This is a genomic window from Agrobacterium sp. RC10-4-1, assembly GCF_014138475.1.
Lineage (GTDB): Bacteria > Pseudomonadota > Alphaproteobacteria > Rhizobiales > Rhizobiaceae > Agrobacterium > Agrobacterium pusense.
In genome coordinates this window covers 60947-87574 of the sequence record NZ_JACJIT010000006.1, presented here as the reverse complement: position 1 = coordinate 87574, position 26628 = coordinate 60947, and the positions used below count along the sequence as shown (strand labels likewise).

General features: G+C 60.7%; 22 protein-coding genes. 3 read left to right on the top strand and 19 right to left on the bottom strand.

The genetic code is table 11. From position 1 onward, the window contains the following. Positions 1-30 precede the first annotated feature (30 nt). The 9 genes from FHW77_RS17490 to FHW77_RS17450 form a co-directional block, all read right to left on the bottom strand. The gene (locus tag FHW77_RS17490) at positions 31-1008 is read right to left on the bottom strand and encodes an ABC transporter permease (RefSeq protein ID WP_004438211.1); all 978 of its coding nucleotides are present in this window, start codon (positions 1006-1008) and stop codon (positions 31-33) included. After that, positions 998-2500, bottom strand: a complete 1503-nt coding sequence (locus FHW77_RS17485) for a sugar ABC transporter ATP-binding protein (RefSeq protein WP_006698672.1) — start codon at positions 2498-2500, stop codon at positions 998-1000. The genes FHW77_RS17490 and FHW77_RS17485 overlap by 11 nt, the downstream gene beginning before the upstream one ends. 71 nt (positions 2501-2571) lie before the next feature. Beyond that, the gene (locus tag FHW77_RS17480; RefSeq protein WP_004438208.1) at positions 2572-3483 is read right to left on the bottom strand and encodes an ABC transporter substrate-binding protein; all 912 of its coding nucleotides are present in this window, start codon (positions 3481-3483) and stop codon (positions 2572-2574) included. Positions 3484-3580: 97 nt separating this feature from the next. After that, on the bottom strand, positions 3581-4465 hold the full coding sequence (locus FHW77_RS17475) for an AraC family transcriptional regulator (RefSeq protein ID WP_004438205.1): 885 nt from the start codon (positions 4463-4465) through the stop codon (positions 3581-3583). A 374-nt stretch (positions 4466-4839) separates the two neighbouring features. Continuing rightward, on the bottom strand, positions 4840-5877 hold the full coding sequence (locus FHW77_RS17470) for an NAD(P)-dependent alcohol dehydrogenase (protein WP_044459765.1): 1038 nt from the start codon (positions 5875-5877) through the stop codon (positions 4840-4842). A gap of 306 nt (positions 5878-6183) precedes the next feature. Continuing rightward, a complete protein-coding gene (locus tag FHW77_RS17465; protein WP_037091001.1) occupies positions 6184-7245 on the bottom strand; it encodes an ABC transporter ATP-binding protein in 1062 nt (353 codons plus the stop codon). Continuing rightward, positions 7242-9473, bottom strand: coding sequence for an ABC transporter permease (locus tag FHW77_RS17460; protein WP_044459764.1), 2232 nt, complete (start codon positions 9471-9473; stop codon positions 7242-7244). The genes FHW77_RS17465 and FHW77_RS17460 overlap by 4 nt, the downstream gene beginning before the upstream one ends. Before the next feature lie 85 nt (positions 9474-9558). After that, positions 9559-10584, bottom strand: a complete 1026-nt coding sequence (locus FHW77_RS17455) for an ABC transporter substrate-binding protein (RefSeq protein ID WP_003503939.1) — start codon at positions 10582-10584, stop codon at positions 9559-9561. Positions 10585-10698: 114 nt separating this feature from the next. Continuing rightward, entirely contained in the window at positions 10699-11727 is a 1029-nt protein-coding gene (locus tag FHW77_RS17450) for an ABC transporter substrate-binding protein (RefSeq protein ID WP_487272281.1), read from the bottom strand. Between the two features lie 209 nt (positions 11728-11936). On the opposite strand from FHW77_RS17450, the gene FHW77_RS17445 reads away from it, so the two are divergent. Both FHW77_RS17445 and FHW77_RS17440 read left to right on the top strand, forming a co-directional pair. Further along, on the top strand, positions 11937-12677 hold the full coding sequence (locus FHW77_RS17445) for a response regulator transcription factor (RefSeq protein WP_004438193.1): 741 nt from the start codon (positions 11937-11939) through the stop codon (positions 12675-12677). After that, positions 12674-14782 carry a sensor histidine kinase gene (locus FHW77_RS17440; RefSeq protein WP_044459763.1) on the top strand — a complete coding sequence of 703 codons (2109 nt, stop codon included), beginning with the start codon at positions 12674-12676 and terminating at the stop codon, positions 14780-14782. The genes FHW77_RS17445 and FHW77_RS17440 overlap by 4 nt, the downstream gene beginning before the upstream one ends. A 39-nt stretch (positions 14783-14821) precedes the next feature. Here the strand turns inward: FHW77_RS17440 and FHW77_RS17435 are convergent, their stop codons facing one another. Further along, complete coding sequence (locus FHW77_RS17435) at positions 14822-15415, bottom strand: TetR/AcrR family transcriptional regulator (protein ID WP_004438189.1); 594 nt, start codon at positions 15413-15415, stop codon at positions 14822-14824. Positions 15416-15535: 120 nt separating this feature from the next. Here FHW77_RS17435 and FHW77_RS17430 point away from each other — a divergent pair, with 120 nt between their 5' ends. Beyond that, positions 15536-16762 carry an MFS transporter gene (locus tag FHW77_RS17430; RefSeq protein WP_006698679.1) on the top strand — a complete coding sequence of 409 codons (1227 nt, stop codon included), beginning with the start codon at positions 15536-15538 and terminating at the stop codon, positions 16760-16762. A 93-nt stretch (positions 16763-16855) separates the two neighbouring features. Here the strand turns inward: FHW77_RS17430 and FHW77_RS17425 are convergent, their stop codons facing one another. The 9 genes from FHW77_RS17425 to FHW77_RS17385 all read right to left on the bottom strand — a co-directional run bounded on the left by FHW77_RS17425 (position 16856) and on the right by FHW77_RS17385 (position 26563). After that, entirely contained in the window at positions 16856-17617 is a 762-nt protein-coding gene (locus FHW77_RS17425) for an SDR family NAD(P)-dependent oxidoreductase (RefSeq protein ID WP_044459761.1), read from the bottom strand. 3 nt (positions 17618-17620) lie between these two features. After that, positions 17621-19372, bottom strand: a complete 1752-nt coding sequence (locus FHW77_RS17420; RefSeq protein ID WP_182590610.1) for an SMP-30/gluconolactonase/LRE family protein — start codon at positions 19370-19372, stop codon at positions 17621-17623. Next, complete coding sequence (locus tag FHW77_RS17415) at positions 19300-20280, bottom strand: NAD-dependent epimerase/dehydratase family protein (protein WP_044459759.1); 981 nt, start codon at positions 20278-20280, stop codon at positions 19300-19302. Before FHW77_RS17415 ends, FHW77_RS17420 begins: the two co-directional genes overlap by 73 nt. Beyond that, complete coding sequence (locus FHW77_RS17410) at positions 20277-21359, bottom strand: ABC transporter ATP-binding protein (RefSeq protein WP_022563544.1); 1083 nt, start codon at positions 21357-21359, stop codon at positions 20277-20279. Before FHW77_RS17410 ends, FHW77_RS17415 begins: the two co-directional genes overlap by 4 nt. A 2-nt stretch (positions 21360-21361) precedes the next feature. Then, positions 21362-22192 carry a carbohydrate ABC transporter permease gene (locus FHW77_RS17405; RefSeq protein ID WP_004438176.1) on the bottom strand — a complete coding sequence of 277 codons (831 nt, stop codon included), beginning with the start codon at positions 22190-22192 and terminating at the stop codon, positions 21362-21364. Positions 22193-22202: 10 nt separating this feature from the next. Continuing rightward, positions 22203-23129, bottom strand: a complete 927-nt coding sequence (locus FHW77_RS17400) for a carbohydrate ABC transporter permease (protein WP_006698684.1) — start codon at positions 23127-23129, stop codon at positions 22203-22205. 66 nt (positions 23130-23195) lie between these two features. Further along, positions 23196-24467 (bottom strand): ABC transporter substrate-binding protein, encoded by a 1272-nt coding sequence (locus FHW77_RS17395; protein WP_044459758.1) that lies wholly within the window; start codon positions 24465-24467, stop codon positions 23196-23198. A 24-nt stretch (positions 24468-24491) separates the two neighbouring features. Next, a complete protein-coding gene (locus FHW77_RS17390) occupies positions 24492-25658 on the bottom strand; it encodes a mandelate racemase/muconate lactonizing enzyme family protein (RefSeq protein WP_044459757.1) in 1167 nt (388 codons plus the stop codon). Beyond that, a complete protein-coding gene (locus FHW77_RS17385; RefSeq protein WP_004438166.1) occupies positions 25655-26563 on the bottom strand; it encodes a dihydrodipicolinate synthase family protein in 909 nt (302 codons plus the stop codon). Before FHW77_RS17385 ends, FHW77_RS17390 begins: the two co-directional genes overlap by 4 nt. Positions 26564-26628: the final 65 nt, after the last annotated feature.

The following is a 26628-nucleotide window of genomic DNA, read 5'->3' as shown; positions in this document are numbered from 1 at the left end:
CTGCGTTTATGAAGATATTTCCGGGCCGGCTTAGCGCCATTCCCGTCCGATATAGATGGCCAGCAGGATGATGCCGCCCTTGATGACATCCTGCAGATAGGGGTTGATGCCCATCAGGTTGAGGCCGTTATTGAGAATGCCGAGCAGCACCGCGCCGATGAGCGTGCCGAGAATGAGGCCCCTGCCGCCTGCAATCGCCGTGCCGCCAAGAACAACGGCCGCGATGGCATCGAGTTCGAAGCCGACACCGGCATTGGGCTGACCGCTCATCAGGCGACCGGTGAGGATCAGTGCCGCAAATGCTGCCGTGACGCCCGAGATGCCATAGACGGCAAGCTTGACGCGCTGGGTCTTCACGCCCGAAAGACGGGCTGCCAGCTCGTTTCCGCCGAGCGCATATACGTGGCGGCCGAAAGCGGTGCGCTGCAACAGCACCCAGGCGATGGCGTAGATCACCACCATGATGACGACTGGGACGGGAACCACACCGATACGGCCGACACCAAACCAGGAAATCCAGCTCGGAATACCGCTGACGGGGTAGCCGCCGGAATAGATAAGGCCAAGGCCACGGGCCATGCCCATGGTGGCGAGCGTGACGATGATGGCGGGCATCTTGCCCCAGGCGACAAGCGCCCCGTTGAAGATGCCGATGCCGAGACCGATGAACAGGCCGGCCGGCAGCGCAATTGCAGGCGAGAGGCCGGTGTTCACCATCAGGCCAGCGGAAAGCGTTCCGATAAGCGCCATGACAGCGCCGACCGACAGGTCGATACCGCCGGTCAGAATGACGAAAGTCATGCCGACGGCCAGAATGCCAACGACGGAAACCTGCCGCAACACGTTCATGATGTTGTTGAGGCTGAAGAAATTGTCGCTCGCAAGCCCCATCAGGATGGATACGACAATCAGACCCGCCAGCGGCAGGGCGAGCGGCGAGCGCAGCATGGCACTGAGACTGAAACCGCCCGTTTTCGCGGCAACGCCGGTGTTTGCATCAAGCGACATGTTCAACTCTCCCGGTGGTGGCGTTTGTCATTATTGTTTCTGAATTGATGTCGTCTCCCTCGACCGTGGCAACGATGCCGCCGGACCGGAAGACGCAGACCCTGTCGGACATGCCGATGACTTCCGGCAGTTCCGAGGAGATCATGATGATCGAATGGCCCCTGGCAGCAAATTCGCGCATCAGCGAATAGATTTCTGCCTTCGCTCCGACATCGATGCCACGTGTCGGTTCATCGAAGATCAGCACGCGCATGTCGTGGTTCAGCCAGCGCGCGATAACGATCTTCTGCTGGTTGCCGCCGGACAGCGTGTCGACGCGGGCGTAAGGCCCTTGTGCCTTCACCTGCACCTGCGCCATGGCCTTTGTCGTGTACTCCAGTTCCTTCTTGAGATCGAGGAACCAGTGCGCCTTGCGGTATTTGCCGTAATTGTTGAGCGAGATATTCTGCAGGATGGAGAAGCTGGTGATCAGGCCCTCTTCCTTGCGGCTTTCCGGCAGCAGGCCAATGCCGCGCATCAGCGCATCATCGGGGCCGGAAAAACGCGTCTCCACACCATCGAGCTTGATCTTGCGGCGCGTCGCGGAATGCGCGCCGAGCATGGCGAGAACTGTTTCCGTGCGGCCTGAGCCAACGAGCCCGGCAAAACCAAGAATTTCGCCCTTGCGCAGCGCGAAACGCGAGACAGGGCCGCCCTTCTTCAGTTGCAGCTCCTCGACTTCGATCACCTTCGCGGCGGAAGGATCGAGTTGCGGCTTCGGCGGGAAGCTGGCTTCGATGCGCCGGCCGACCATCATTTCAACCAGGCGGTCATTGTCGACCTCCGACGTCAGGCAAGAGCCGATCAGCTCGCCATCGCGCAGGACGGTGATGCGGTCGCAGATCTCGAATATTTCCTCGAGGTGGTGCGAAATGAAGATGATCGCGACACCCTGACGTCGCAGTTCGCGCATGACCTTGAACAGATGTTCGGTCTCGGAAGGCGTCAACGTGGCGGTCGGCTCGTCGAGCACGAGAATGCGGGCATCCAGTGACAAGGCCTTGGCGATTTCGACAAATTGCTGCTGGGCGACGGAAAGGCGGTGCACCGGCACGTCGAGCGGTACATCCACGGCGAGCCGGCCCATGATTTCGGCTGCGCGCTTGCGCATCGCGCCCTTGTTCAGAAGGCGCAGCGGCCCGCGGATTTCGCGGGCAAGGAACATGTTTTCAACGGCGTTGAGATAAGGGATCAGGCTGAATTCCTGAAACACGATGCCGACACCGGCGGCAATCGCCTCATCGTAATTGGCGAAGCGGCGATCCATGCCGTCAATGCGGATCGTTCCTTCCGAGGGCTGCAGGATGCCGCTCAGGATCTTCATAAGAGTCGATTTGCCGGCGCCGTTTTCGCCCAGAAGCGCATGCACCTCGCCGGCGCGCGCCTCAAGGTCGACGCCGCGCAGGACTTCGATCTTGCCAAAGCTTTTTCTTATTCCATTCAGTTCCAGCATTTCACCCTCCTCAATGGTCGGGATTTAACCCCGCCCCCGCATAAAGCGGGGACGGAGCCTGGGAGGAGTTCTTACCAGCTGAACTCGCCGGCGTTCTTGCTGTCGACGACCATAACGTCGATCGGGACTTCCTTCGGCACGACGCGAGCGCCCCACTTCTGGGCGAGCGCCATGGCGAGGCCGACACGCACCTGGTCACGCGGGAACTGCGCGGTGGTTTCGATGAACGGGCCACCCTCGGCAATCGCCTTCACAGCTTCCGGAGCACCGTCGACCGAGGTCAGCTTGATGTCCTTGCCGGAACCCTGAATAGCAGCCAGAGCGCCCATCGCACCGCCATCATTCACCGAGAAGATACCGGCGAGGTTCGGACGCGACTGGATCATGTTTTCAACGACGCCCAGAGCGACGGAGCGGTCCTGACGGCCGTTCTGTGTATCGACCAGCTTGATCTCGGGGAATTCGGCGAGTGCAGCCTTGCAACCTTCGACGCGCTGAAGGATCGGCACGACCGGGATACCGTCGAGGATCGCGACTTCACCCTTGCCGCCGAGCGCGTCACCGAGATGCTTGCACGACTTGTAGCCCGCGTCACGGTTCTTCGAGCCGACGAAGGTATCGACCGGGCCATTGGCGTTGGCGTCAACCGCAACGACGATTGCGCCGGCAGCCTTGGCAGCGTGCACGGCGGCTTCGATGCCGGCGCTGTCGGTTGGGTTGAGAAGCAGAATGTCGATCTTCTGCTGAAGCATGTCTTCAACGTCGGAAATCTGCTTTGCCACATCGTGGCCGGCATCGGTCACGACAACGTCAGCGCCGATGCTTGCCGCAGCTTCCTTCAGCGCTTCCTGCATCGACACGAAATAGGGGTTGTTCAGCTCCTGGAAGGTCATGCCGATCTTCAGCTTTTCCTGCGCCAGCGCCGGAGCGGCCATCATTGCAATTGCGGCTGTCGCCATCAGAAACTTGGATTTCATTTTCATCTCATTCTTCCTCCCATTAGGAAAGTTGGGGCAACAAGTGCCCGTTTCCGGACAGACCTCTGCCCGAATTGGTAAAAATCGGCGATGTGTCGCTGGTTTACTCCGCCATAACAGCTGCCTTCTGGGCCGCAAAAATGGTTCGGAACCTCGACGGTGACATTCCCTTGAGTTTCAGGAAATGCCGGTTGAAATTGGAAAGATTGGAAAAGCCAACATCGTAGCAGACCTCGGCCACCTTCACATCCTGATCCGCCAGCAACATCTGGCAGGCAAGATCGATCCTTAATTGATTGCGATAGCGCACCAGCGTCGTGCCGGTATGGCGCTTGAAGGCCCGGGAGAAGGCGCTCGGGCTCTGGCCCACCATGTCGGCGAGATCGATTTCCTCCACCTGTTCGGTCAGATGCTCGCGCAGATGAGAGAGGGCGCGATTGATGCCGCTGTCGCCAATCCCGGTCAGATCCAGTTCGTAGCTGAGGCTTGCCAGCACCTCGGATGTCGGCGCATTGACCAAGAGATCGAGAATTTCCCAGAAAAGTGCCAGACGCGTCAGGCCCTGCGCCTCGATAAGCCGAAGGATCAGCGGGCGGACCCGATCGCTCGTCTCGTCGTCAAAGAGAATACCGCGACGGCTGCGGTCCAGCAGGCCGCGCACCACTTCCATCTCGGACATGGAGGCGCAGGCATCCTCGATAAAACTCTCCGGAAACTGGATCACGAGGGAACGCGTCGGCACGATTTCGTCCGGCTCGATCTCGCTGATCCAGTTCTGGGGGAGATTGGGGCCGGTCATGATGAGCTGACCGGGGCCGAAACGGCCGACGAAATCACCGATATAGAAGGTGCCTGACGTCGCGACGACCAGATGAATTTCATATTCGGGATGATAATGCCAGCGCACGGTACGGAACGGATAGCCATGCCGCCAGGCAGCGAAAGATTCGCCCTTGCGGATGTGCACCAGTTCCAGATCGGGCTGCATCATGGTTCCTCCCATCAGTCACGTCCGCCGCATTTGCGAAGCGAAGCCATTCCTCTTTATGGCTCGTCCCAGGCGTTGATGAGGAGCATAGGGCGGGCCGCGGCTAAACATCCACATCACGCCGGAGAAATTACCGATACTTTTTTGACTGTTTTTTGCCAGAAATTGAATAGTGCCTCAGCGTGATTGACAGTCAACGTTGCGGAGAGCCTGTTTTTTTTGCTCAATTTGCCGTGATGCGCCCAAACAATTCTCATCAGGAGGCGATCTGTGATGAATTTTTGGAGTAAGGCCTGCCTGCCACAGGCAGGCCCTACTTATACTTTTCCGCGCACCTTTCGCCGCTTATGCATCAGCGAGCGAATGTCTGGCACTTATTGCGACATCACTATCTGCAGTTTGACGTCCGTTTCCCGCGCTTCCACCGCACGGTCGAAACCGGCAATACTGTCTTCAAAGGGAATGGTCGCAGAAATCAGCGGCTTCAGATCGACCTTGCCGGATGCGATGAGCGCCACGGCGCGATCATAGACATTGGCGTAGCGGAAAACCGTCTCGACCCGAAGTTCCTTGGCCTGAAGGCCGACAATATCGACCGGAACCGGATCGACCGGCATACCGACGAGCACGATTGCGCCGCCCGGTCGTGCGAGGGCGGCAACGCCAAGAATGGCAGGGGCAGCGCCCGAGCATTCAAAGACGATATCGCAGCCCCAGCCGTCCGTCGCCTCAGCGATCGCTTCGGCGAGGTTGCGCTCGCGGATATTGACGGTCTCGATGCCATCGTAAGAGGCGATGATATCGAGCTTGGGCTGCGCAAGATCGGCGACGATGACCTTCGCGCAGCCGCCCGCGAGCGCGGCAAGCGCCACCATCATGCCGATCGGACCGGCGCCTGTTACCACGGCGACATCGCCCGGCTGGATGCGGGCACGCAGCGCCGCCTGCATGCCGATGGCAAAGGGCTCAACCATGGCGCCTTCCGCAAAGGACACATTGTCCGGCAGCTTGTACGTGAAAGCAGCGGGATGAATGACTTCCGGCGTCAGGCAACCATGCACAGGGGGCGTCGCCCAGAAACGGACGGCCGGATCCACATTGTAGATGCCGAGCTTCGACGCGCGAGACGTTGCGTCGGGAATACCCGGCTCCATGCAAACACGGTCGCCAGCCTTGAGATGCGTTACCTCGGCGCCGGTTTCGATCACCGTTCCAGAGGCTTCGTGCCCGAGCACCATCGGGGCGTTGACCACGAAATGTCCGATTTTGCCATGTGTATAATAATGGACGTCGGAGCCGCAAATGCCGACCGTGTGGGTGCGGATACGCACATCCTTCGGTCCGAGTTTACCGGGAATGTCAAAGTCCCTGAGCGCGAGCTTCCCTTTTTCTTCCAGCACCAGTGCCTTCATCTCATCCTCCGTGGTTTACGATACGCCTGGCAGCGAATTCAGTCAGCGTGATGGCGCGCAACCTCGGCAAAAGTAAACAGAAATCCGCCGGAACAACCGGTTTTTCTTCACACAGGAAAAACTGTATCGAGGAGCCTGCAATTTCTCATCACTGGCGCGATGTCGTGTCCTTTCCGGAGCCGGACATGAGGACTGATTCGTCTGCCGGAGCTATTCGCCCGGCATGGCGGCGATCTGGAATGCGGCGTGCTGACCGCGCGTCGACAGCCAGAAGCGGACCGGAACCGCATCTGGCTTGCCTGGGGATCAGGCCTGGATCAAAGCGATCCCGCGGTTCCTGAAGCCGAGTGTGACGTCGCTTGCCGGCGGCAGGCCGGTTTCCGCCATATGATCGATGATGAAAAGCGTGCCGATCTCGGTTTCCACCTCGTATTCCACGTGGCCGCCCAGATAGGCGCTGTGCAGCACCCGCCCGGCAACCCCCTGCCCGCCGGGCTGACCGATTGAAATCGAGCCCGGGCGAACCGCAAGCTTCGCCGGCCCCAGCCTGGCGTTGCCTGCGGAAAGCCGATAATCGATGCCCCCAACGCGGACCATTGCGTCCGGTCCATCCAGCCTTACCACTTCGCAGCCCACGACATTCGCCTCACCCATGAAATCGGCAATGAAGGCGGAGGCTGGAGCCTCATAGAGCTCGCGCGGGGCACCAGACTGGGCGATCTCTCCATCCTTCATCACGATGATGCGGTCGGAGACGGCGAGCGCCTCATCCTGATCATGCGTCACGTAAACCGCAGTGAAACCAAGTCTTTGCTGCAACTCACGGATTTCGGTACGGACCCGGCGGCGAAGGCGGGCATCGAGGTTCGAAAGAGGTTCGTCCAGCAGCAGCACCTGCGGCTCCAGCACCAGGGCACGGGCAACCGCGACACGCTGCTGCTGCCCACCGGAAAGTTCGGCAGGCAGGCGGTGCCCCATGCCGGCAAGGCCGACAAGCTTCAGCCCCTCTTCCGCCTTTTCCCGCGCTTCCGCCTTGCGTAGCCCGGAGGATTGCAGGCCATAAGCAACATTGTCGAGCGCCGTCATGTGCGGGAACAGCGCATACGACTGGAAGACCATCGAGACATCGCGCTCGTTGGCTGGCAGCATCGTGACATCCTGATCGCCGATGAGAATGCGGCCGGACGTCGGGTGTTCGAGGCCCGCCAGCATGCGCAACGTCGTCGTCTTGCCGCAGCCGGATGGGCCGAGCAGAGTTACCAGCGTGCCTGGTTCGATGGTGAGCGACAGGTCCGGTATGGCGGTAAAAGCACCGAAGGTCTTGCGGACATTCTTGAAGGTAACGGAGCCGGGCTTAACGGAAATCATGCGGTTTTCTCCTGGGCAAGAGGAACGGGGGAAGCGGATGGTAGGCCAGCGACGCGGTTTTCGCGCCGCAGCCGACGCTCGCCAACGAGGAACTGGAAGCCGGCAATGACGGTGATCATCACCACGATCAGCATGGAGGAATAGGCAATCGCAACCCCATATTCGCCGTTTTCGACGAGGCCGACGATGTAGGACGTCGCCATGTTGTATTCGGCGCTGACGAGGAAGATGACGGCGCTGATGGAGGTGATGGCGCGCACGAAGGAATAGACCAGTGCGGCCGTGATCGCGGGCCTTAGGAGCGGCAGGATGACCTTGCGAATGGTGCGGTAACTGTTGGCCCGCAGCGTCAGCGAGGCCTCGTCGAGGCTCTTGTCCAGCTGGCTCATCGCCGCAATGCCGCCGCGCACACCGACCGGCATGTTACGGAACACAAAGCAGGCGATCAGGATCAGCGCCGAGCCGGTCATTTCCACCGGAGGCAGGTTGAAGGCCATGATGTAGCTGACGCCGATGACTGTGCCGGGAATGGCAAAGCTCATCATCAGCGCAAATTCAAACAGGTTCCGCCCGGCAAATTTCTGCCGCACGATGATATAGGCCGTCAGGAGACCGACTGCGGCGGTGAGCGGAGCGGAAATCAGCGCGATCTTCATGGTCGTCCAGAACGAGTTCCAGGCAACGCCGGTCCACGCGATGGAGCCGTTGGAGAAACTCACGGAAAATGCGCGGAGGTAATGGTCGAAGGTGAGGGAATTGTCGAGACCCCAGGTCTTCACGAAACCGCCCACAAGGATCATGCCATAAACGACGATTGTGAAGGCCATCCACGGCACGACAACGGCATGAACGCCGATGGACAGGCCACGCGGAAGCGCGATATGCGCGCCGCTGTCGCCCTTTCCCGTCACCGTGGCGAAATTCTTGCCTGCCAGCCAGAAGCGTTGGGCAAGGAACGCCGAAAGCGTGAAACACAGCAGGATGATCGCCAGAACCGCGGCGCGCGACGGATCGTTCTGCGAACCAACGACAGCAAAGAAGATTTCCGTCGACAGGACGCCGTGTGTGCCGCCAAGCACCAGCGGGTTGCCGAAATCCGCCATGCTTTCGATGAAGCCGATGAGAAAAGCATTGGCGAGACCGGGCTTCATCAGCGGCAGGGAAACCCGCCAGAAAGTGCGCCAGCGGTCGGCGCGCAGCGTCTGGGAGGCTTCTTCCATGGAGGGGCTCACCCCTTCGACTACACCGATCAGCACCAGAAACGAGATGGGCGTGAACGAAAGAACCTGCGCGATCCAGATGCCGGTCATGCCATAAAGCCAGCGACCCGGCTCAATGCCGAAGAGATAGGAAAGCCATTCGGTGACGACGCCGGCGCGGCCGAAGAGCAGCGTCAGGGCCAGACCGATAACGAAAGGCGGCGTTATGATTGGCAGCACCGTCAGGAGCCGCAGTCCCTTCTTGAAGGGAAAGCGCGTACGGGTGGCGATCAGGGCAAAGCCAAGGCCGAGCACGGTCGAACCGAAGGCGGTCATCAGCGCGAGGAAGAGCGTGCGCCAGGCAACACCGCAGCGCTCCTCACCCACGACGCAGCCAAGGCTCCATATGCCGGGATCCTTGATATTGCGAATGAATCCATCGGCATTAAAGGAGCCGTCGAAATCCTGAACGGACGCAACCAGCATACTGCCGATCGGATAGAAGACAAAAACCGTAACGAGGAAAACCAGAACGGAAATGGCGCCGACGACAAAGGCATCGCCCTTCATGACACCACGTTCGGCAAGCCCGAAGGCAAAAAGAAGCACGAAGACGAACGACATGACGACGGCCCCCGCCCCCATGGACGGCTGGCCATCGGCGAGCATGCCGAAGAGATTTTCGCTGATTGTCCAGGTCCAGCCGGTAAAGCCGATGGCCAGCCCTTGCAAGGCAAGGAAGACTAGACCAGCAGCGCCAATGAATGCAAGCAAACCGCCCCGGCGCATCGGATCACGGATCGGCCGGACAAGGCATGCGGCAAGGAAGAAAATGACAATGCCGACCAGCCATGGTTTTCCATAAGACAGTATCTGCAACACACCTGGCGCATTGCTGGCGGAGGAGAAAAACCCGGACAGCCAGCGGAAGCTGTAAAAGCCGCCTTCGATGCGATACCAGGGAAGAAGAATGAGGGCGAAAGCCCCGAACGCCAGGACGATGTCCAGCCTGCGATTGCCACGTGTCATGGCCGACCTCGCTTGTTTCATGCCGATGAAAGAGTGGCGAACACCCCGGCTTCAAAAGCCGGGATGCCGATCGCCGGAGTTCAGATCAGTTGGCGACCGCACCAACTTCGCGATCCCAGCGTTCCAGCAGCGCCTTGCGCTTGGCAGGATCGCCATAGGTCTTGAAGTCGTAGTCGATGAGCTTGATGTCCTCGAACTTCGGTGCCTCTTTCGGCACTTCCGCCGTTTTGTTGGACGGCAGCTGGAAGGACTTGGCGTCCTTCATGCGCGACTGGACCTCCGGCTTCAGCGCCCAGTCGTACCAGGTCTTGGCATTGTCGAGGTTGCGGGCGCCCTTGATGATCGACATCGAGCCGATCTCGTAACCCGTGCCCTCGCACGGAGCGATTGACTTGACCGGGAAACCTTCCGCAGTCTGGGCCACCGCATCATGCATGAAGACGATGCCGAGCGCCGTCTCGCCGCGCGCCGCCGCCTTGACCGGTGCGGAGCCGGACTTGGTATATTGCGAGATATTGGCGTTGAGCTTCTTCAGGTAATCGATGGCCTGATCCTCGCCCATGATCTGCACAAGTGAGGCAAGCGCGGTATAGGCGGTACCCGAAGAGTTCGGATTGGCGATCTGGATTTCGCCCTTGAGTTCCGGCGCCAGAAGGTCGGCCCAGCACTTTGGCTCCTTGTAACCCTTGGACTTGAATATCTCGGTGTTGTAACCCCAGCCCAGGGCACCGGCATAAACGCCGACAGTCCGGTAACCCGTGCTCTCCGCCTGCTTGACCGCCCAGTCCTGCAACTGGTCCAGCATCGGCGACTTGTATTCGAGCGTCAGGTTTTCCGAGGCTGCCTGCATGTGCGGGTCGCCCGTGCCGGCCCACCAGATATCGGTTTTCGGGTTGCGGGCTTCCGCGCGCACCTTGGCATAGGTCTCGCCCGAAGACAGGCGCACCATATTGACCTTGATGTCATGAGATTTTTCAAAATCGCCCTTCATCTGTTCGCAGATGACGACATCGGCCGAGCAGATCAGGTTCAGTTCGCCGGCCGCCTGCGCGGAAACGGCGCTCAGTGCCGTACCGGCAAAAAGCAGAGTGGAAAGTATCGTCAGTCGCATGGTTATCCTCCTGTAGCTTGCGTCTGAATTTCGGGTCACGCGCAGACATGGCGCTGCCGGTCGCGGCGCCTTGTGGCGCGCGTGCTGTCGTTTCGGGATTTTTGGTATTTGGCCCTACTGGGTCTGGCTCGGGTGAATCTCGCTGTCGAAGCGGCTCAATAATCGACTTCGCTCTTCCGGCTGGCCGAAGGTGGCAAAGTCGTAATCCACCATCTTGATCATCGATATATCAGGTGCTGTCAGCGGCAATGTCGCCCGGGCGTTGGACGGCACCTGGTTCTGGCCGGCTATGGCGCCGGTTTCCTGTCCTTCAGGGCTCAGCGCAAATTCCACGAAGGTCTGCGCAAGCGCCGTATTGTGGTTGCCCTTGACAATGCTGACCGCCCCGATCTCGTAGCCGGTGCCCTCGCAGGGCGCGACGATGACCAGCGGGAAACCCTCGATCTTCTGGGTCACGGCATCATGCATGAAGGAAATCCCGATAAGAACCTCACCCCGCGCCGCCGCCTTGACGGGTGCCGAACCGACCTTGGTATAACCCACGACATTGAGGTTCAGCTTCGTCATGAAACCAAAGGCTTCTTCCTCGCCGAACAGCTGCACCAGCGTGGCGAGCATGGTGAAGGCCGTGCCGGAATAGTTCGGATTGCCGGTCAGGATATGGCCGCGATAGACATCCTTGGCCAAATCCTTCCAGCAGGTGGGAGCGGGCAAGCTGTTTTTGGCAAGCAGTTCCGAATTATAGGCAAAACCAAGCGCGCCAGCATAAATTCCAGCCGATTTCGACCCGGACATCGCATTGAAGTTCTGCGCCCAGGGCAACAGATCCTGTTGATTGGCGGGCCGATATTCGTCCAGTAGGTCTTCGGAACCTGCCTGCAAATGTGTATCGCCGGTGCCGCCCCACCACACGTCGACTGTCGGATGGGATCGCTCGGCGCGAATCTGGTCGAGAATTTCGCCGGTGCTTTTGCGAACCATCGAAATTTCAAGTCCGGTCTTGGCTTCGAATGCCCGCTGCATGGTCACGCACCAGGCCTCATCGACGCCGCACAGGACGTTCAACTTCGGTTCGGCCGTGCCATGCCCTGCGCCGCACAGCCAAAGGACCATGCTCGCCGCAAGTGCGGTCAATGCTTTCAATTAAGCCTCCCTGCCTGGAACCTCCCCGTTCCAGTCTCCATCAACAGCATGTCACATCCTGTCCGCACCGCAATCGAAGAATGGTTACCAATCTTTCACCGCACTGCCGAACAAGATTACAGATATTACAATTATGACAGGAGAGATAACCAGCGAGCCTTTGAAGATAGCCGCCACCATGCCTATGATGGTGGCGGGAGGAAGTTGCAGTGCTTAATCAGAAGGTTCGCATTCTGATCGTCGAGGACGATCCGGATATGGCCGAGCTTATCTCGGATCTCGTCGAGGCCGAGGGCTGGCTGCCCACCTGTGCGCGCTCCGCAGAGGAGGCCGACGAGATATTGGCAAAGGACAGGATGCAGCTCGTCCTCGTCGATCACAATCTGCCTGGCACGTCCGGGCGCACCTTCGCCCAGCGGCTACGCAGCCAGATCGACATCGGCATCGTCATGGTCACCGCCGCCGGAAGTGCCGCCGACCGGGTGCTCGGCCTGGAAACCGCCGCCGACGACTACGTGGTCAAACCCTTCGAACCAATCGAGCTCACGGCGCGGATCAAGGCCGTCTTGCGCCGGACAATTCCCTCGCTAAAACAGGAGAAGGACAGCGAGCGTGACCACGGGCGCGCGGCGCTGCGGCTTGGCGACTGGGCGATCGATCTTGATGCACGCCGCGCTGTCTGCCTCGCGGACCGCAGCCGGACACTGACGAGCGCCGAATTCGCGCTCCTGGAAATTCTTGCCGAGACGCCCAACCAGCCCGTCAGCCGTTCCCAGATTCTCGACAGGCTGGGTTCGGAGAGCGACCGTTATATCGACAGAAACGTCGACGTGCTGGTGCTGCGGCTGAGGCGCAAGATCGAGATAAACCCCGATCTGCCGCGCCATATCAAGACCCGGCGCGGCAAGGGTTACGTGCTCCACACCGATGAGGGCGAGCCCTACCCGTGATCAGCCGCTCCTTCCTTTCCTCCATCGCCTTTCGCCTGCCCTTTGCGATCGTCTTTACCTGCGTCCTCGTCTTCAGCCTGTCCGCCATCGCGATTTACGGATTGCAGCGCGCCCGCGATGAAATGGCGGCCTATGGATTGCAGGCCTTCTCCAGTCTCGCCAAGGCCTCGCTGGTCTCGCGGCAGGTCTCCGATCTCGTCTCCAGTGCACCTTTCCTGATGAATGCCGCCTCGCCCTATCGCGTTTCCAGCGAAAGCCGCTCCGTTGTCCAGCAGGTCGATCTGCTTCTGCAGATGACAGAGCCGGGCAGCGGCGAGCGGGCAGCACGCGGCTTTGCGAGTGAGCGTATCGTTGAACTGCTGCAGCGTATCCGAGCGCAGACACTCGATCTCGCTAAGGATGCCGATGCCGCGCAGGGCCACAAGGCGGAGGCGGCAGCCGCGCTCGGCGAAATCGCCACCGGTCAGGGTATCCTCGATCCGGAGCTGCGCCGGCGGATGAATGGCATCGTACAGGCCGCGTCCGCGTCCGACAGTCTTTTTCAACTTGGCGAACTGCGCCGCCGCTATGTGGCGGAAACAACGGCGCGTCAGCAGGGTTATCCGGGCGAGCGCCTGCCCATTGCCGAGCTTCAGCCCTATGAGCGGGTTTTCGAGGCCCAGAGCCGTTACCTTCTGGAGATGTTCGCGATCCGCGCCTCGGTATCGCGCCTTCACACCGTCTCGCGCGATCTTTCGCATGTGACCGAAACGCAGGGCGACGCGGTCGCGCGCAGTCTGAACGAAGATCTTATCTCCACCTCCGATGCTCTCAACCGGCTGCTGATCATTGTCGCCGTTGCCTCGCTGTTGGTTCTCATCGTGGCGATTTTTTCGATCCGGTCGGTGATGCGTGTCTCGCGCGGGATCGTGACGCTCTCCAACGGCATGAATGCCCTCGCCAAGGGGGAAACGGATGTCGGGCCGCCCTCCTATACGGGTCCCGAGACGGAGCTCATCCGCCTGCTCGACGCGTTTCGCGCCTTCCACGACAGCGTCGACCGTGTCTCTCGCCTCAGGCGTACGGCCGAAGCCGCAGCCCGCACCATCCGCTCCACATTCCGCAACATGAATGAGGGAATAGCGCTGTTCGATCCGGCCGGGCGGCCTATCACCATGAACCGCCGCATCATCGAACTTGTCGGGCGCTCCGGCTCGTCCCGAAAGCTGCCGATCCGCCGGTTCGTCGAGCCCATTCCCGAAATCGATTCGACGCTGCTGCCCTTCGATGGTGGGCATGGGAACCTGCTGGAGCGCGCCGTGGTGCGGCATCGAACTGCCGACCAGCGGGTTATAGAAATATCGATGTCGCGCCAGCCGGATGGCGGCATCGTGCTGCTTGCCCGCGATGTGACCGCGCTAGACCGGCAGGAGGCGGAAGCAGTCAAGGCCCAGCGGCTGGACGGCATCATGCGCATGACCCACCAGGTCAGCCACGAGGTGGGCAACATGATCGGCATCATCACCGGCAGCCTCGGCCTTCTGGAGCGAGAGGCCGGTTTCAATGACCGCCAGAACCGGCATATTGCCCGCATTCGCAAGGCAGCTGATCGCGGCCGCTCCCTGGCCAGCAGCATGCTGACCATCGGCAGCCAGCAGCCCATCCATCCAAGCTGCATTAACGTGGCCAATCTCCTGCGCGGCATGGCCGATATTCTCGAGATCGCGGTTGGCCCCAAATGCCGGATTGCACTCGATTTCGATGATGATCTTCCCGCCATCCCGCTCGACCCCGCCCTCTTCGAGCAATCCATCCTCAATCTCTGCCTCAACGCCGCGGCCGCCATGCCGGACGGCGGCCTGATTTCAATCGAGGCGGCCTGCGAGAAGGATACTCTGGCGATAACCGTCTCGGACGAGGGCATCGGCATGACGCCGGAGGCCGTGGACAAGGCCTTCGAACCCTATTTCACCACCCGGGGGGACCATGGAGGCGCAGGCCTGGGACTTGCCATGGTCTATGGTTTCGTGCGCCAGAGCGGTGGCGAAGCCCACATCCATTCAAAGCCCGGTGAGGGCGCAAGGGTACAGCTGCTTTTCCCGATTCATGCCGGGCAGGCGAGATAACATTGCAGGATCGGGTGTCGGGGCGCTGCCGCCCGGGGATCAGCCCTTGCTGATGCGCAATCCATCCAGAAAGGTCCGGAAACTCCTTACGGCCCGTTCCGACGTTGTTTCCGGATCGTCAGAATTGGCAATCCACTGGGCTGCGCTGCTGCTTGCCGCATTGATGAAACGGGCACACGCCTCGGAATCGATATCGGCGATCGTTCCCTCCTGCTTGAGCGCATCGAGACTGCGCGAAACAGCGGAAATACAGCCATTGGCATTTGGCCAGCGGGATGGATCGCCAAGGACGGCCGGTCCATCGCGAAACATGATCCTCTGGATTTCCGGTTCAAGCGCCATACGGACATAGCCGACATTCTCCTCGACGAACCCTTCCCAACGCGTCGAGGCTCTCGAAGAAATCTCGCAAAGCCTTTTTGTCATCTCCGCGTCGATCTCGGCCACCACCGCCAGCAACAAACCCTTTTTGTCACCGAAATGATGGTAGAGCGCACCACGGGTCAGCCCTGCCTCGGCGGTAAAATCATCCATGGAGGCCTCAGCATAACCAATACTGCCAAACGCCCTGCGTCCGGCAGCCAGCAGCTTTGCCCGCGTTTCAGCAATCATTTCACTGCGAGGTTTGCGCATTTTTGCTCCAGCATCTACATACGTCGCGTATATTAGTTGACATACGCCGCGTATGCAATTATTTCATTCACATACGCCACGTATGTGTGTGGTGGATACTCCCTAAACAAGGTGCATCCGATGTCTAATCCATACAGAGAAATTTTCCGGGTTCCAGGCGCCAAAGGCTTTTCTGCCGCAGGTTTCTTTGCCCGCCTTCCCATCGCCATGGCGCCGATCGGCATCGTGGCCATGTTGTCGCAAACGCATGGCGAATATTGGCTGGCAGGCGCCGTATCGGCAACCTTCGCGCTGACCAATGCCGCCGTCGCGCCGCAAATCTCGCGGCTGGTGGACCGCCGGGGCCAAAGCAGCGTTCTCATCCCCGCGACCATTCTATCCGTCCTCGCCTTTGCGGCGTTGATCATCGCTACCAATCAGCGATGGCCGGCGTGGACGCTGTTTCTTTCCGCTTTCCTCGCCGCCGCCATGCCAAGCATCCCCGCCATGATGCGGGCCCGCTGGACGGAACTCTTTCGGGACCGGCCGGAACTGAATACGGCCTTTGCCTTCGAATCCGCGGCTGACGAACTTGTCTACATTGCGGGTGCATCGCTTTCCGTCGGGCTTGCGGTTTCGCTTTTTCCAGAAGCGGGCATGATGATCAGCACGGCATTTCTGGCGGTCGGAACATTTGCCTTTCTTCTGCAGCGATCCACAGAACCCAAAGTGCGTCCGGTCGAGGGCGGCCGTCGGCAGCGTTCTGCAATATGGCTGCGTCCGGTACAGATCATCACGGTCGCACTCATCTTCGTCGGCTCGACTTTCGCCACCGCCGAGGTGAGCGCCGTCGCCATCACCAAGGAACTCGGCCAGCCGGAAGCGGCCAGCCTCGTCATCGGCGTCTATGCCATTGGCTCCTTCGTCGTCGGCCTGCTTCTTGGTGCGCTCAACCCGAAAACGCCGCTGCACCGGCAATTGCTGATCGCTGTCAGCGTTCTTGCGCTGACGGCGCTGCCGCTCCTCGTCGCGGCATCCAGTGTCGCCCTGCTTGCCTTTGCCGTGTTCCTCAGCGGTGTGGCAATCTCTCCCATTTTCATCACCGCTTTCGGCCTGATTGAACGCCGGGTGCCGGAATCGATGCTGACGGAAGGCGTGACCTGGGTCATGACCGGTATCGGTATCGGCATGGCACTGGGCGCTTTCGTCTCGGGATGGGTGATCGACAATTTCGGCCCGGACAATGGCTTCTGGGTGTCGGTCGCCGCAAGCCTTTCAACGGTGACGATCATTGGGCTTGGTCAGCGCAGCCTCTCGGCGGAGCGAAGGCATCCGGGTGGGTCTCCGGCAGCGCAGCCCGCCGAATGATCCGGGCTGGCGGACAATGAAACGGACGGACCGCACCGCTTCTCATGAGTAGACGCTTCAAAAACGCTTCTCCGCGCAGGATATGCGGAGAAGTCAATAACCGCCCGTCAGGAAAATACTCTCGCCGGTCATAAAGCTGCAGGCCTGCGAAGACAGGAAGATGGCGGCGCCCACCATTTCCTCCGGCTGACCGGCTCGTCCCATCCAGTTCAGGGTCCGGACATATTCAGCCCAGCCTTCGGGGTCTTCGTCCCGGCGATGGGCATTGCGATCCGTATCGACCAGACCGGGCGCTAGAGTGTTGAGGAGAACATTGTCCTTCGCATAGTCGCGCGCCTGACTCTGGATCAGATTATGCTGCGCAGCCTTGGTGGCGGCATAGGCGGTGACGATGCCCTTCGGCCGCAACTGGTTGACCGAGCCGATGGAAACCACCCTTCCCCATTTTCGCGACGCCATGCGCGGCAGGATCATCTGCAGCATGTCCACTGTCGACCCGAGATTGACAGCCAGCTGAAACGCCAGATCATCGGGCTTCAGCTCCGACAGTACCGCATTGATCTGGGCGCTCGCATTGATGACGAGAATATCAACCGGTGCGACCGTCTCGGCGCGCTCGACAAGATCGCGCCCGGCGCCCGGTTCGGAGAGATCACCCGCCAGCTCTTGGACCAAGCCGCCGCCGTCCGCGATGCGTTGCCGCACGGCGGTTGTCGCACCCGGCTTCACGCCATGCAGGATGACATGCGCGCCGGCCCCCGCCAGCCCTTCCGCTATGGCTGCCCCTATGCCGCGGCTGGAACCGGTGACGAGCGCCGTGCGGCCTTTCAAACCAAAGACGCTTTCAAGACGCATAATTTATCCTTCGAACAGTGAAATGCGCGCGCCGGCAATTCCGGGGCGGCAGGAGAACAGGCCACCAGACAGCGGGGCGTCGGCGAGCGTGGATGCCGGCAGGCGCGTGCGGGCACTGGTGATGAAGAGCGTCGACAGGTCCGGCCCGCCGAAGGCCACACTCGACGGGCGCGGCACCGGCATCTCGATCACCTGATCCAGCTTGCCGTTCGGAAGATAGCGGCGCACGCACCAGCCGTCCCAGATCGCACACCACACCCCGCCTTCCGCATCCACGGCGAGGCCGTCCGGACGGCCGTCGGCCACGGGAATACGGGCAAATTCACGGCGCTGCGACAGGGCGCCGGTCGTCGGGTCACAATCATAGGCATGGATAAGGCCGGGCACCGTATCGACGAAATAGAAGGTCCTGCCATCGGGGCTCCAGCCGAGACCGTTGGAGACGACGATGCCGCCTTCCTTGCGTTCGAATGCCCCATCGGCATTGATCCGATAAAGCGCGCCGGTGGGCTTGGAGGCATCGATGCGCATCGACCCGACCCAGATGGCGCCGTCCGGCCCGCATTTGGCATCGTTCAAGCGGTTATCGCCAATGCCAGCCTCCGGGCTGACGAAGGGTGTCAACCGGCCCGAAGTGAAGTCCAGCCACTCGACGCCATCCTGCGACGCCACAAGCAATCGCCCTCCGGAGACTGGAATGACGGCACTGACCAGCTTACCTGTCTCGCAGGTTTCGTTACGGCCGGTGGCGGGATCGAAACGATGGACGGCGGGGTGCAGAATATCCACCCAGTAGAGCGCGTTTTCGCCTTCATGCCAGACCGGGCTTTCCCCAAGCTGCGCGCCCCAGGGAAGAATGCAGCTGAGTTCGGCGCTGGGGCGTCCTGTTACCGAACGCGGTCGTGGCCGCGAGCTGATGGCGACAGCCCCGGCGGCGCCGGTAATCCGGCGTGCAGCGGCAATCAGTTCGCGCCCGGCAGGATGAATGTTGGACGCATCGAGCCGCGACGACGGCCCGAGCGCGACAAGCACACCCATCGGCGTATTGTCACGGCCCATGACGGGTGCGGCAACGGAATTCACCCCTGGCAGGTGCTCCTCATAGGAGATCGAGTAACCCCTCGCCCGCGTCAGCGTCAGATCGGCCTGAAGTGCATCGAGCGTGGTAATCGTCCGCGGCGTCTGCGCATCCAGCGTCAGCCGATCGAGCAGGGAACGGCCGACAGCGGGGTCCTGAAAGGCAAGCAGCGCCTTGCCCGGCGCGGTACAATGCAAAGGAACCCGGCGTCCCACTTCTACCCGCACGGAGAGACCGTTTGGAGAACGTTCCGCAAGATATTGCGTCATGATGCCGTCCAGCCGGCAGAGCGCTACGGTCTCGCCCAGTTCGGCAGCCAACCTCTCGAGTTCGGGTGTCGCGGCCGATACCAGATCGAAGCTCTCCCAGACTTTGTGGGACATTTCGAGAAAGCGCTGGCCCAGAACATAGGTTCCACGCGCCTCATCCTGACGAACGAGCCCATAGGCTATGAGGGTGCGCAGGATGCGGGCAAAAGTCGGCTTGGGCAGGCCGGATGCGCGCAACAGTTCCGCAAAACGCGGCGGCTCCGGCGCATCGGCCACCATGTCGAGAAGGGTCAACCCCTTCGCCAGCGCAGCGGTGCCGCCCGGTGTCTCGGGTTTCATCGCGTCTCCTTCGCGAGACGCTGCCGCCTTGCGGCGGCCGCCTCTTCCAGCATCCGGTCCATCGTCCATTGTGCCTCAAACCCCAGGGTGTTTTTGATCCGCGCGTTAGACGTATGGTAATAAACGCCGTCGCCGGGAAAATCGACAGTCACGATGGGGAGGCCGGTCACCGCGGCCATTTTCGGCAGAAGCTCGGCGAAATCGGATGGCTCATCCGCGCCGAGATTGAAGATGCAGCCCGCCGCGTCAGGGTGATCGAGGGCGAGCAGGATCCCGGCCACCATATCGCGTGTATCGGTTATGTGCATGCGGTATGGCCGGCCGTTTTCATTACGCGCCAATATATGTGACGCTTCGCCGATATCCCGGGACTGTAGCAGTTCGGCAATCGCAACGTTCCCGAAATTCCGCTGCTGCCGAATGCGCGGTCGCAGGAAAAAACGCGGGCCGGAGAAGAAGCTGTCTTGATCCAGCAGCTCAGCCGCATCCTGCGTATGAGAAAAGCGCAGGATCACGGTTTCCATGCTGCCAGTCCGCTGGTGAAAGCGAACCAGTTCCTCGCCCAGAAGCTTGGTCAGGCCATAGGGCGAACTGGGGCGAAGCGGATGATCCTCGGTGACCGGCAGGAATTCGGGGCGGTTTTCCGGATAGACTTCTCCTGAAGAGGCGAAGACGAACCGCTGCACGCCTGCGGCTGCGGCCGCATCCAGAAGACGGCGCGTGCCTTCGACATTGACCGCAAACATGCGGTCCCGGTCCTCCGGCGCCCATGACATAAAGGCCCCGAGATGCAGAACGGCGCTCACACCTTCCATGGCTTTGGACAGCGCCTGCCCGTCCTCCAGCGATCCGACGACCTCCTCACCGCCCGTACCCGACGGACGAAGGTCAAAGCCGCGGACCGCCCGAGCGTCCATACGCAAGGCAGCGGCGACAGCACGACCCACACGGCCTGCCGATCCGGTGACGAGGATCATAGCCGTGCTCCGGTCTTTGCGTCGAAGAGATAAAGCTGTGCCGGATCAAAGCCGAGCTGAAGCGCTTCGTCAGCCCGAAGGTTGCCGCTATGCGAGACGCGGGCGATCAGCCCCTTGGACCTGCCCTCCTCGCCATCTGCGACCCTTGCGCCTTCCGCATCGAAATAGACGTATTTTTCCGATCCCAGACTTTCCACCAGCGTCGGGCGAACGCTGAAGGTCACCGGCCCATCGCCCAGAACGAGATGCTCTGGCCGCAAGCCCACGATCACGCTACCCTGCCTGGCAGATGCCGCCGGCAGGTTTACCTTCTGGCCGAAAACAGTCAGTGCGCCGTCACGCAGTTCCGCGTTGAGGAAATTCATGCCGGGCGATCCGATGAAACCGGCGACAAAGAGGTTGGCCGGATTGTTGAAAAGCTCATCGGGCGCCGCGATCTGCTGGATGATGCCGCCCTGCATGATAACCACCCGGTCCGCCATGGTCATGGCTTCCACCTGGTCATGCGTCACATAAACGGTGGTGACACCGATACGCTTGTGCAGGGCGCCGATTTCGGCACGCATGTGGACGCGCAGCTTGGCATCGAGGTTGGACAGCGGTTCGTCCATCAGAAAGGCCTGCGGCTGACGCACGATGGCGCGGCCGAGCGCCACGCGCTGCCGCTGTCCGCCCGAGAGATCCTTCGGCTTGCGATCGAGATAGGGCGTTACCTCGAGAATGCGCGCCGCGTCATCCACCCGGCGATCAATCTCCGTCTTGTCCGTGCCGCGCATCTTCAGGCCGAAGCCGATGTTCTGCCGGACCGTCAGGTGCGGATAAAGCGCGTAATTCTGAAACACCATGGCGATGTCGCGGTCACCCGGCGCCAGATCCGTGACTTCGTTTTCGCCGATGAAGATCTGCCCTTCGCTTGCCGGTTCAAGGCCTGCAAGGATTTTCAGCATCGTCGACTTGCCGCAGCCGGAAGGCCCGACCAGCACCACGAACTCGCCGTTTTCGATCTCGAGCGAAAAGGGCCTGAGCACGTTGAGGGCGCCATAGGACTTGCTGACATTGCGAATGGAAATATTGGCCATGCTTATTTCTCCGCGCCAGCGGTGAGTCCGCCGACCAAATAACGTTCCAGAAACAGGTAGATTGCGATGATCGGCAGCGCGATGAACACGGATGCGGCGGAAATGTCGTTCCAGTAGGTGACGTATTCGCCCTGCATCGTGGTGATGCCGAGATTGGCCGTCCAGTTGTCCGGCGAGTTGACGAGGAAGGTGCGGGCATAGGCGTAATCCGCCCAGCTGAGCACGAAGGCATAAAGTGCCGTGGCAGCAAGACCGGGTGTGGCGATCGGAAGCACGACCCGGACCATTGCACCGATCGGCGAGCAACCGTCGACCATCGCGGCCTGCTCCAGTTCCTTCGGAATGGTGTCGAAATAGCCTTTCAGCATCCATGTGGCGAAAGGAATGATCATGGTCGAATGCGCCAGCACCAGTGTCCAGAGGCTGCCGATCAGACCGAAGCTGGAAAAGATCGAAAACAGCGGAATGACGAGCAGCGTTGCAGGAAGCATCTTCGCCGTCAGGACGAAGAGACCCATGGTCGCGCCGCCCCGCATGGAATAACGCGAAAGGGCATAACCGGCGCTGACGGAGACGAGCATCGACAGCGCCACCGAGCCGACGGCCGCAAGCATCGAGTTCCACAGCCATAGCAGGATCGGCTTCGCGGCCCAGACCCTGGCGAAAATGTCCCATTGCGCATCATCCGGCCAGAAGGTCGGCGGAAGGCGGTACAGTTCATCGGTGGTGGAGAGCGCCGTGACCAGAAGCCAGTAGACCGGGAACAGGATCATCACCAGCGTGAAGATGACAGTCGCGTAAAGGGCAAGGCTCTGTAAAAATGTCCGTTTCATCAAAGCCTCCTCAATAGATCGATTTCGAACGCCGGCCGAGCATCAGAAGGCTCGCGACGATACAGATCACCAGTGTCAGCACGCCGACGGCGGCGGCGCGGCCGAAATTGTGATACTGGAAGGCCTGGTCATAGGTCATGATCGACAGGGTCTGGGTCGACCTCAGCGGTCCGCCACCGGTCAGAACCTTGATGATGGAAAAGTCGCGGAACACCCACAGAAGCGTCAGCACCAGCGTCACGCCCAGCACCGGCATCAAAAGCGGCATGGTGATCCAGCGGAAACGCTGCCAGACGCTCGCGCCATCCACCTTTGCCGCCGCGTAATAATCGGCGGGAATGGACTGAAGGCCGGCGAGGCACATGATCGACACGAAAGGAAAACCCTTCCAGACCATGGTGATAGCGACAGCCCAGAAGGCGGCTGTCGAACTGCTCACCCACGGGATCATCTGGTCGGTGAAACCGAGCTTTATCGCCAGCCATCCGAACAGCCCGAAGGACGTATCGAACATCCATGCGAAGATGACGACCGCGATGATTTCCGGCACTGCCCAGGGCAGCGCCATTCCCAGCCGCGCAACGGTTCGGCCCTTGAAGCGGTTATTGGCCAGAAGCGCCGTGCTGAGGCCAACGGCCACGCTGCCCGCGGTGACGACGACAACCAGCTTCAGCGTCACCCAGCAGGCGAGCCAGAATTCCGGCGATGAGAAAAGCCAGGTGTAATTGCTCAGTGAAAACGGCCGGCTTGCGCCACCGAGCCGCGGTATCTTGACCTGCTGGAAAGACAGGTCGATGGCCAGCACAAGCGGCCAGACGATGATGGCGGCAACCATCAGGACCGCGGGTGCGATCAGAATATAGCCGAGGAGATGTTGCCGGCTGGGACGCGCAAGATCAAAGAACTTGCGGCGCCCGGCCCGAGCGGGTGCGGTCATGGATGGTCCTCCTGCCGGATGCGGATGGTAACCACGGCCCGCCAGGCGGGCCATGGCGAAACGGGATCAGCCCTTGATGGCCTCGGCCTTCGCCTGCATGGTCTTTGCCACCTCCGCGGGATCGAGGTCCTGAATGATCATCCGCTGGCTTTCTTCCATCACCATCTTGCTGAATTCATTGTAGAAGAGCTCAAGTCCGGTCGGAATGCGGTCGATACCCGCCTCGGATGCGGCCTTCATCGTCTCGATCAGTACCGGAAAATGCGGGATGGTCTTTTCGACACCCGACACGTCGGCCTTGGGGCTTGGCGGGGTGTTGCCGCCAAGGGTGGCATAGCTGCGCTGGAACTCCGGCGACATCGTCAGCTTGATGAAATCCCAGACGAGCGCCTTCTGGTCATCGGGAATATCGGCCGGCATGGCGAGCACGTTGGACGATCCTCCCAGCGGCGGATGAAGCGGGGGTGCCGCGTAAACGATGTCAGCCTTGGCTGAACCCTTCTCGGTGGTGCCGTAAAGCCAAGGCCCGTCGAGACGCATCGCCATCTTGCCATCGGCAAAAAGCTTGCGCACGTCGCTGGCGCTCATGTCGACCGGGCTGATACCGCTCTTCATCACGGTTTTCCACCGGGTCAACCCCTCCACCATCTGTGGCGTGTCGATGGTTATGTTGCCATCCTTGTCGGTCCAGTATGCGCCGGCATCGAGGACATAGTTCAGCATCTCCGTCAGATATTGCCCGGGACCGCCCTTGGTCTCGTGGCCGGTCCCGAACTGGTCGATGATACCGTCACCGTTCAAATCCTTGGTGGTGGCTTTTGCGGCCGCCAGAAACTCGTCATAGGTCTTCGGAACCGCGACGCCCGCCTCATCCAGGATCTTCTTGTTATAAGCCATGACGAAGCCGAAGTAGTTCGTCATAATACACACGGTCTCACCGTTCCATTCGCATTTCTGCTGACCGGCCCAGCCGGTCATGTCGATGCCGTCCTTCTTAAGCCACGGGTCGAGCGGCTCCAGCCAGCCGCTGTCGGCGAACATCTGGAACTCGAAGGATGCGAGATGCACGATCTGCGGCGGCTGGTTGGCAGCGAAAAGCGTGGTCATCGTATCCGCGTAGGAGCTGCGTTCCGCCTTGGTGAACTCGATCTTCACGCCGGGATGCTGCTTCTCGAAGGCGGCGATTGCCGAACGCCACCATTCACCCGTTCCCGCGTCATCCGTTTGCCAGGAAATGAATTTCAGGACGGTATCGGCCATGGCAGGGGCAACGGCGCTCATCGTCATCAAAACGGCGGTCGCCGTACCCAGCGCCAGCTTCTTCATTCTTTTGGTCATGGTTTCCTCCTCCAAAGAACCAAATCAGATACGTTCAATAAGGGCGAGCGCCGCCTCCGACGGTCTTACGCCCAGTCCCGGACCCGACGGCAGGTGATACCTGCCTTCGCGGCAATCCATGTCGCCCTCCAGCAGGCGGCGGTTCGGCTCGAAGATCGAATGCTGGAATTCGTGCCCCTTCAGCGTCGGCAACGTCGACGATGCCTGCAGGCTGGCGGCAAGGAATATGCCGGCGCCAATGGTAGCGTGCGGTATGACGTCGATGCCGTGTTCGGCTGCGAGAGCGCCGATACGGATGAAATTGGTGATACCCTTATGGCCCATTTCCGGCTGCACGATCGCAATACGGCAGCGTTCGATGCGGGCGCGCATATCCCAATGGGTGCGCCATTCCTCGCCCACCGCGACCGGCACGTCGGTATTTTTCGAAACCTTTTCCAGCCCGGCAATGTCCTCCGTCCAGACGGGCGCCTCGGCGAACCATGGATCGAATGGCTGCATTTCTGCGATGAGCTCCAGCGCTCGCTCCGGTGTCTGGTTCCAGTGCATATCGGCGGCGATCTTCGCCTGCGGGCCGAGCACCTGCCGAAGATTGGCAAGTTCCGCCGCCGGCCCATCATCGGCAACGGGCGTCGCGAATTTAAAGGCGTCGAAGCCACGATCCTGCCAGTATTTCGCCAGCTCTCCGCGCGCCTTCAGCGTCTTCTCCGGCAGGCCGGAAACATAGGCCGAGAAATTGTCCACGCCGCCACCCAGCAGGTCTCGAATGGATTTTCCGGCTTCCTGTCCGGCAATATCCCAGAGGGCGATATCGATTGCAGCAAGCGCATCCACGTAAAAGCCACCGGTATAACCGCGCACGCGCATCATATCGTAAAGATCGTCGTAGATCGCCGATGGATCGGATGCATCGCGGCCGATCACGAAACCGGCCAGCAGGTCGTTGATGAGAGCCGCCACCGCACCGGGTGCTACGATGCCATAGGTCTCACCCCAGCCGACGGTGCCGGCTTCCGTCGTCATTCGCAGAAGCACGCTGCGGTCGAAGGTTGGATAGACCGTGCGGTTGCCCTTTCTGACGATGTATCCATTGGGGTTGACCACTTCACCTTCCCGCAGCGCTCCGAGATAGGGAACTTTGCGTGGCTGGGTCAGCGTGAAGACTTCGATGGTTGCAACGGGGCTGTTCATGCGGCCTCCGGGGCGACAAGGCCGAGCTCGACGAGGTTGGCGTCGATATCGGCAATCGCCGCCTTGTCGAGTTCCGGGGTGGGCGCGCGGACACCGAGACCCTCGATCACCCCACGGCGGGCCAGCACGTACTTGGTCAGCCGCATGCGATAAACCGCCTGCAGAACCAGAAGCGGAAGAGTGCGGACATAGATTTTCCGGGCCTCATCCTGACGGCCCGCGCGGAGAGCGCGATCTATTGCCACGTGTTCCTCGACGATCTCCAGCGCCGGCATGGCAGCGGTGGCGCCACGCGCATATTCATCCAGAATGTAACGGGCGCCGCCGCCGCCGATGATACCCTTCAATGTTGAGGGCGCATGGGCGATGATATGGCTGATGGCGGGACCGGCCGGCAGCGTTTCTTCCTTGACGTAGGTGACCTGCGGCAGAGACCGGACGATCTCGACAATCGCCTCCGGCGACAGATCAGACCCGCGCGGCGCAGGCGCGTTCTGCAGGATGATTTCAACCCCGGGCAGCGCCTCGACAACCTTACCCAGAAACTCGATCAGCGCCGGCGCATCAGTCCCGACCGATTTTGGCGGCTGAACCATCAGGTGGCGAATACCGAGATCAGATGCGGCGCGGCCATGTTCAACCACGTCTCTCCAGTCTGCCGCGCTCGCGCCCGCCACGACCGGCACCCGGCCAGCAACAGCATCAACAACGATCTTCAGCAGCGACGCACGCTCTGCAGCATCCAAAGTCTCAACCTCACTGGCAAAACCCGGGAACACCACACCATCCACGCCTTTTTCGAGCGCGAAGATCACCAGTCGCTCCATACCCGCTTGGTCAATGCCGCCATCCGCCAGAAAAGGCGTTGGCAAAACGGGCAAAATCCCCTTCAGGCCAGCCACCATCTTACTCCTCCCAATTAAGTATCATATATTGATACCTTGAATTCACTAATTGACACTACATAGAC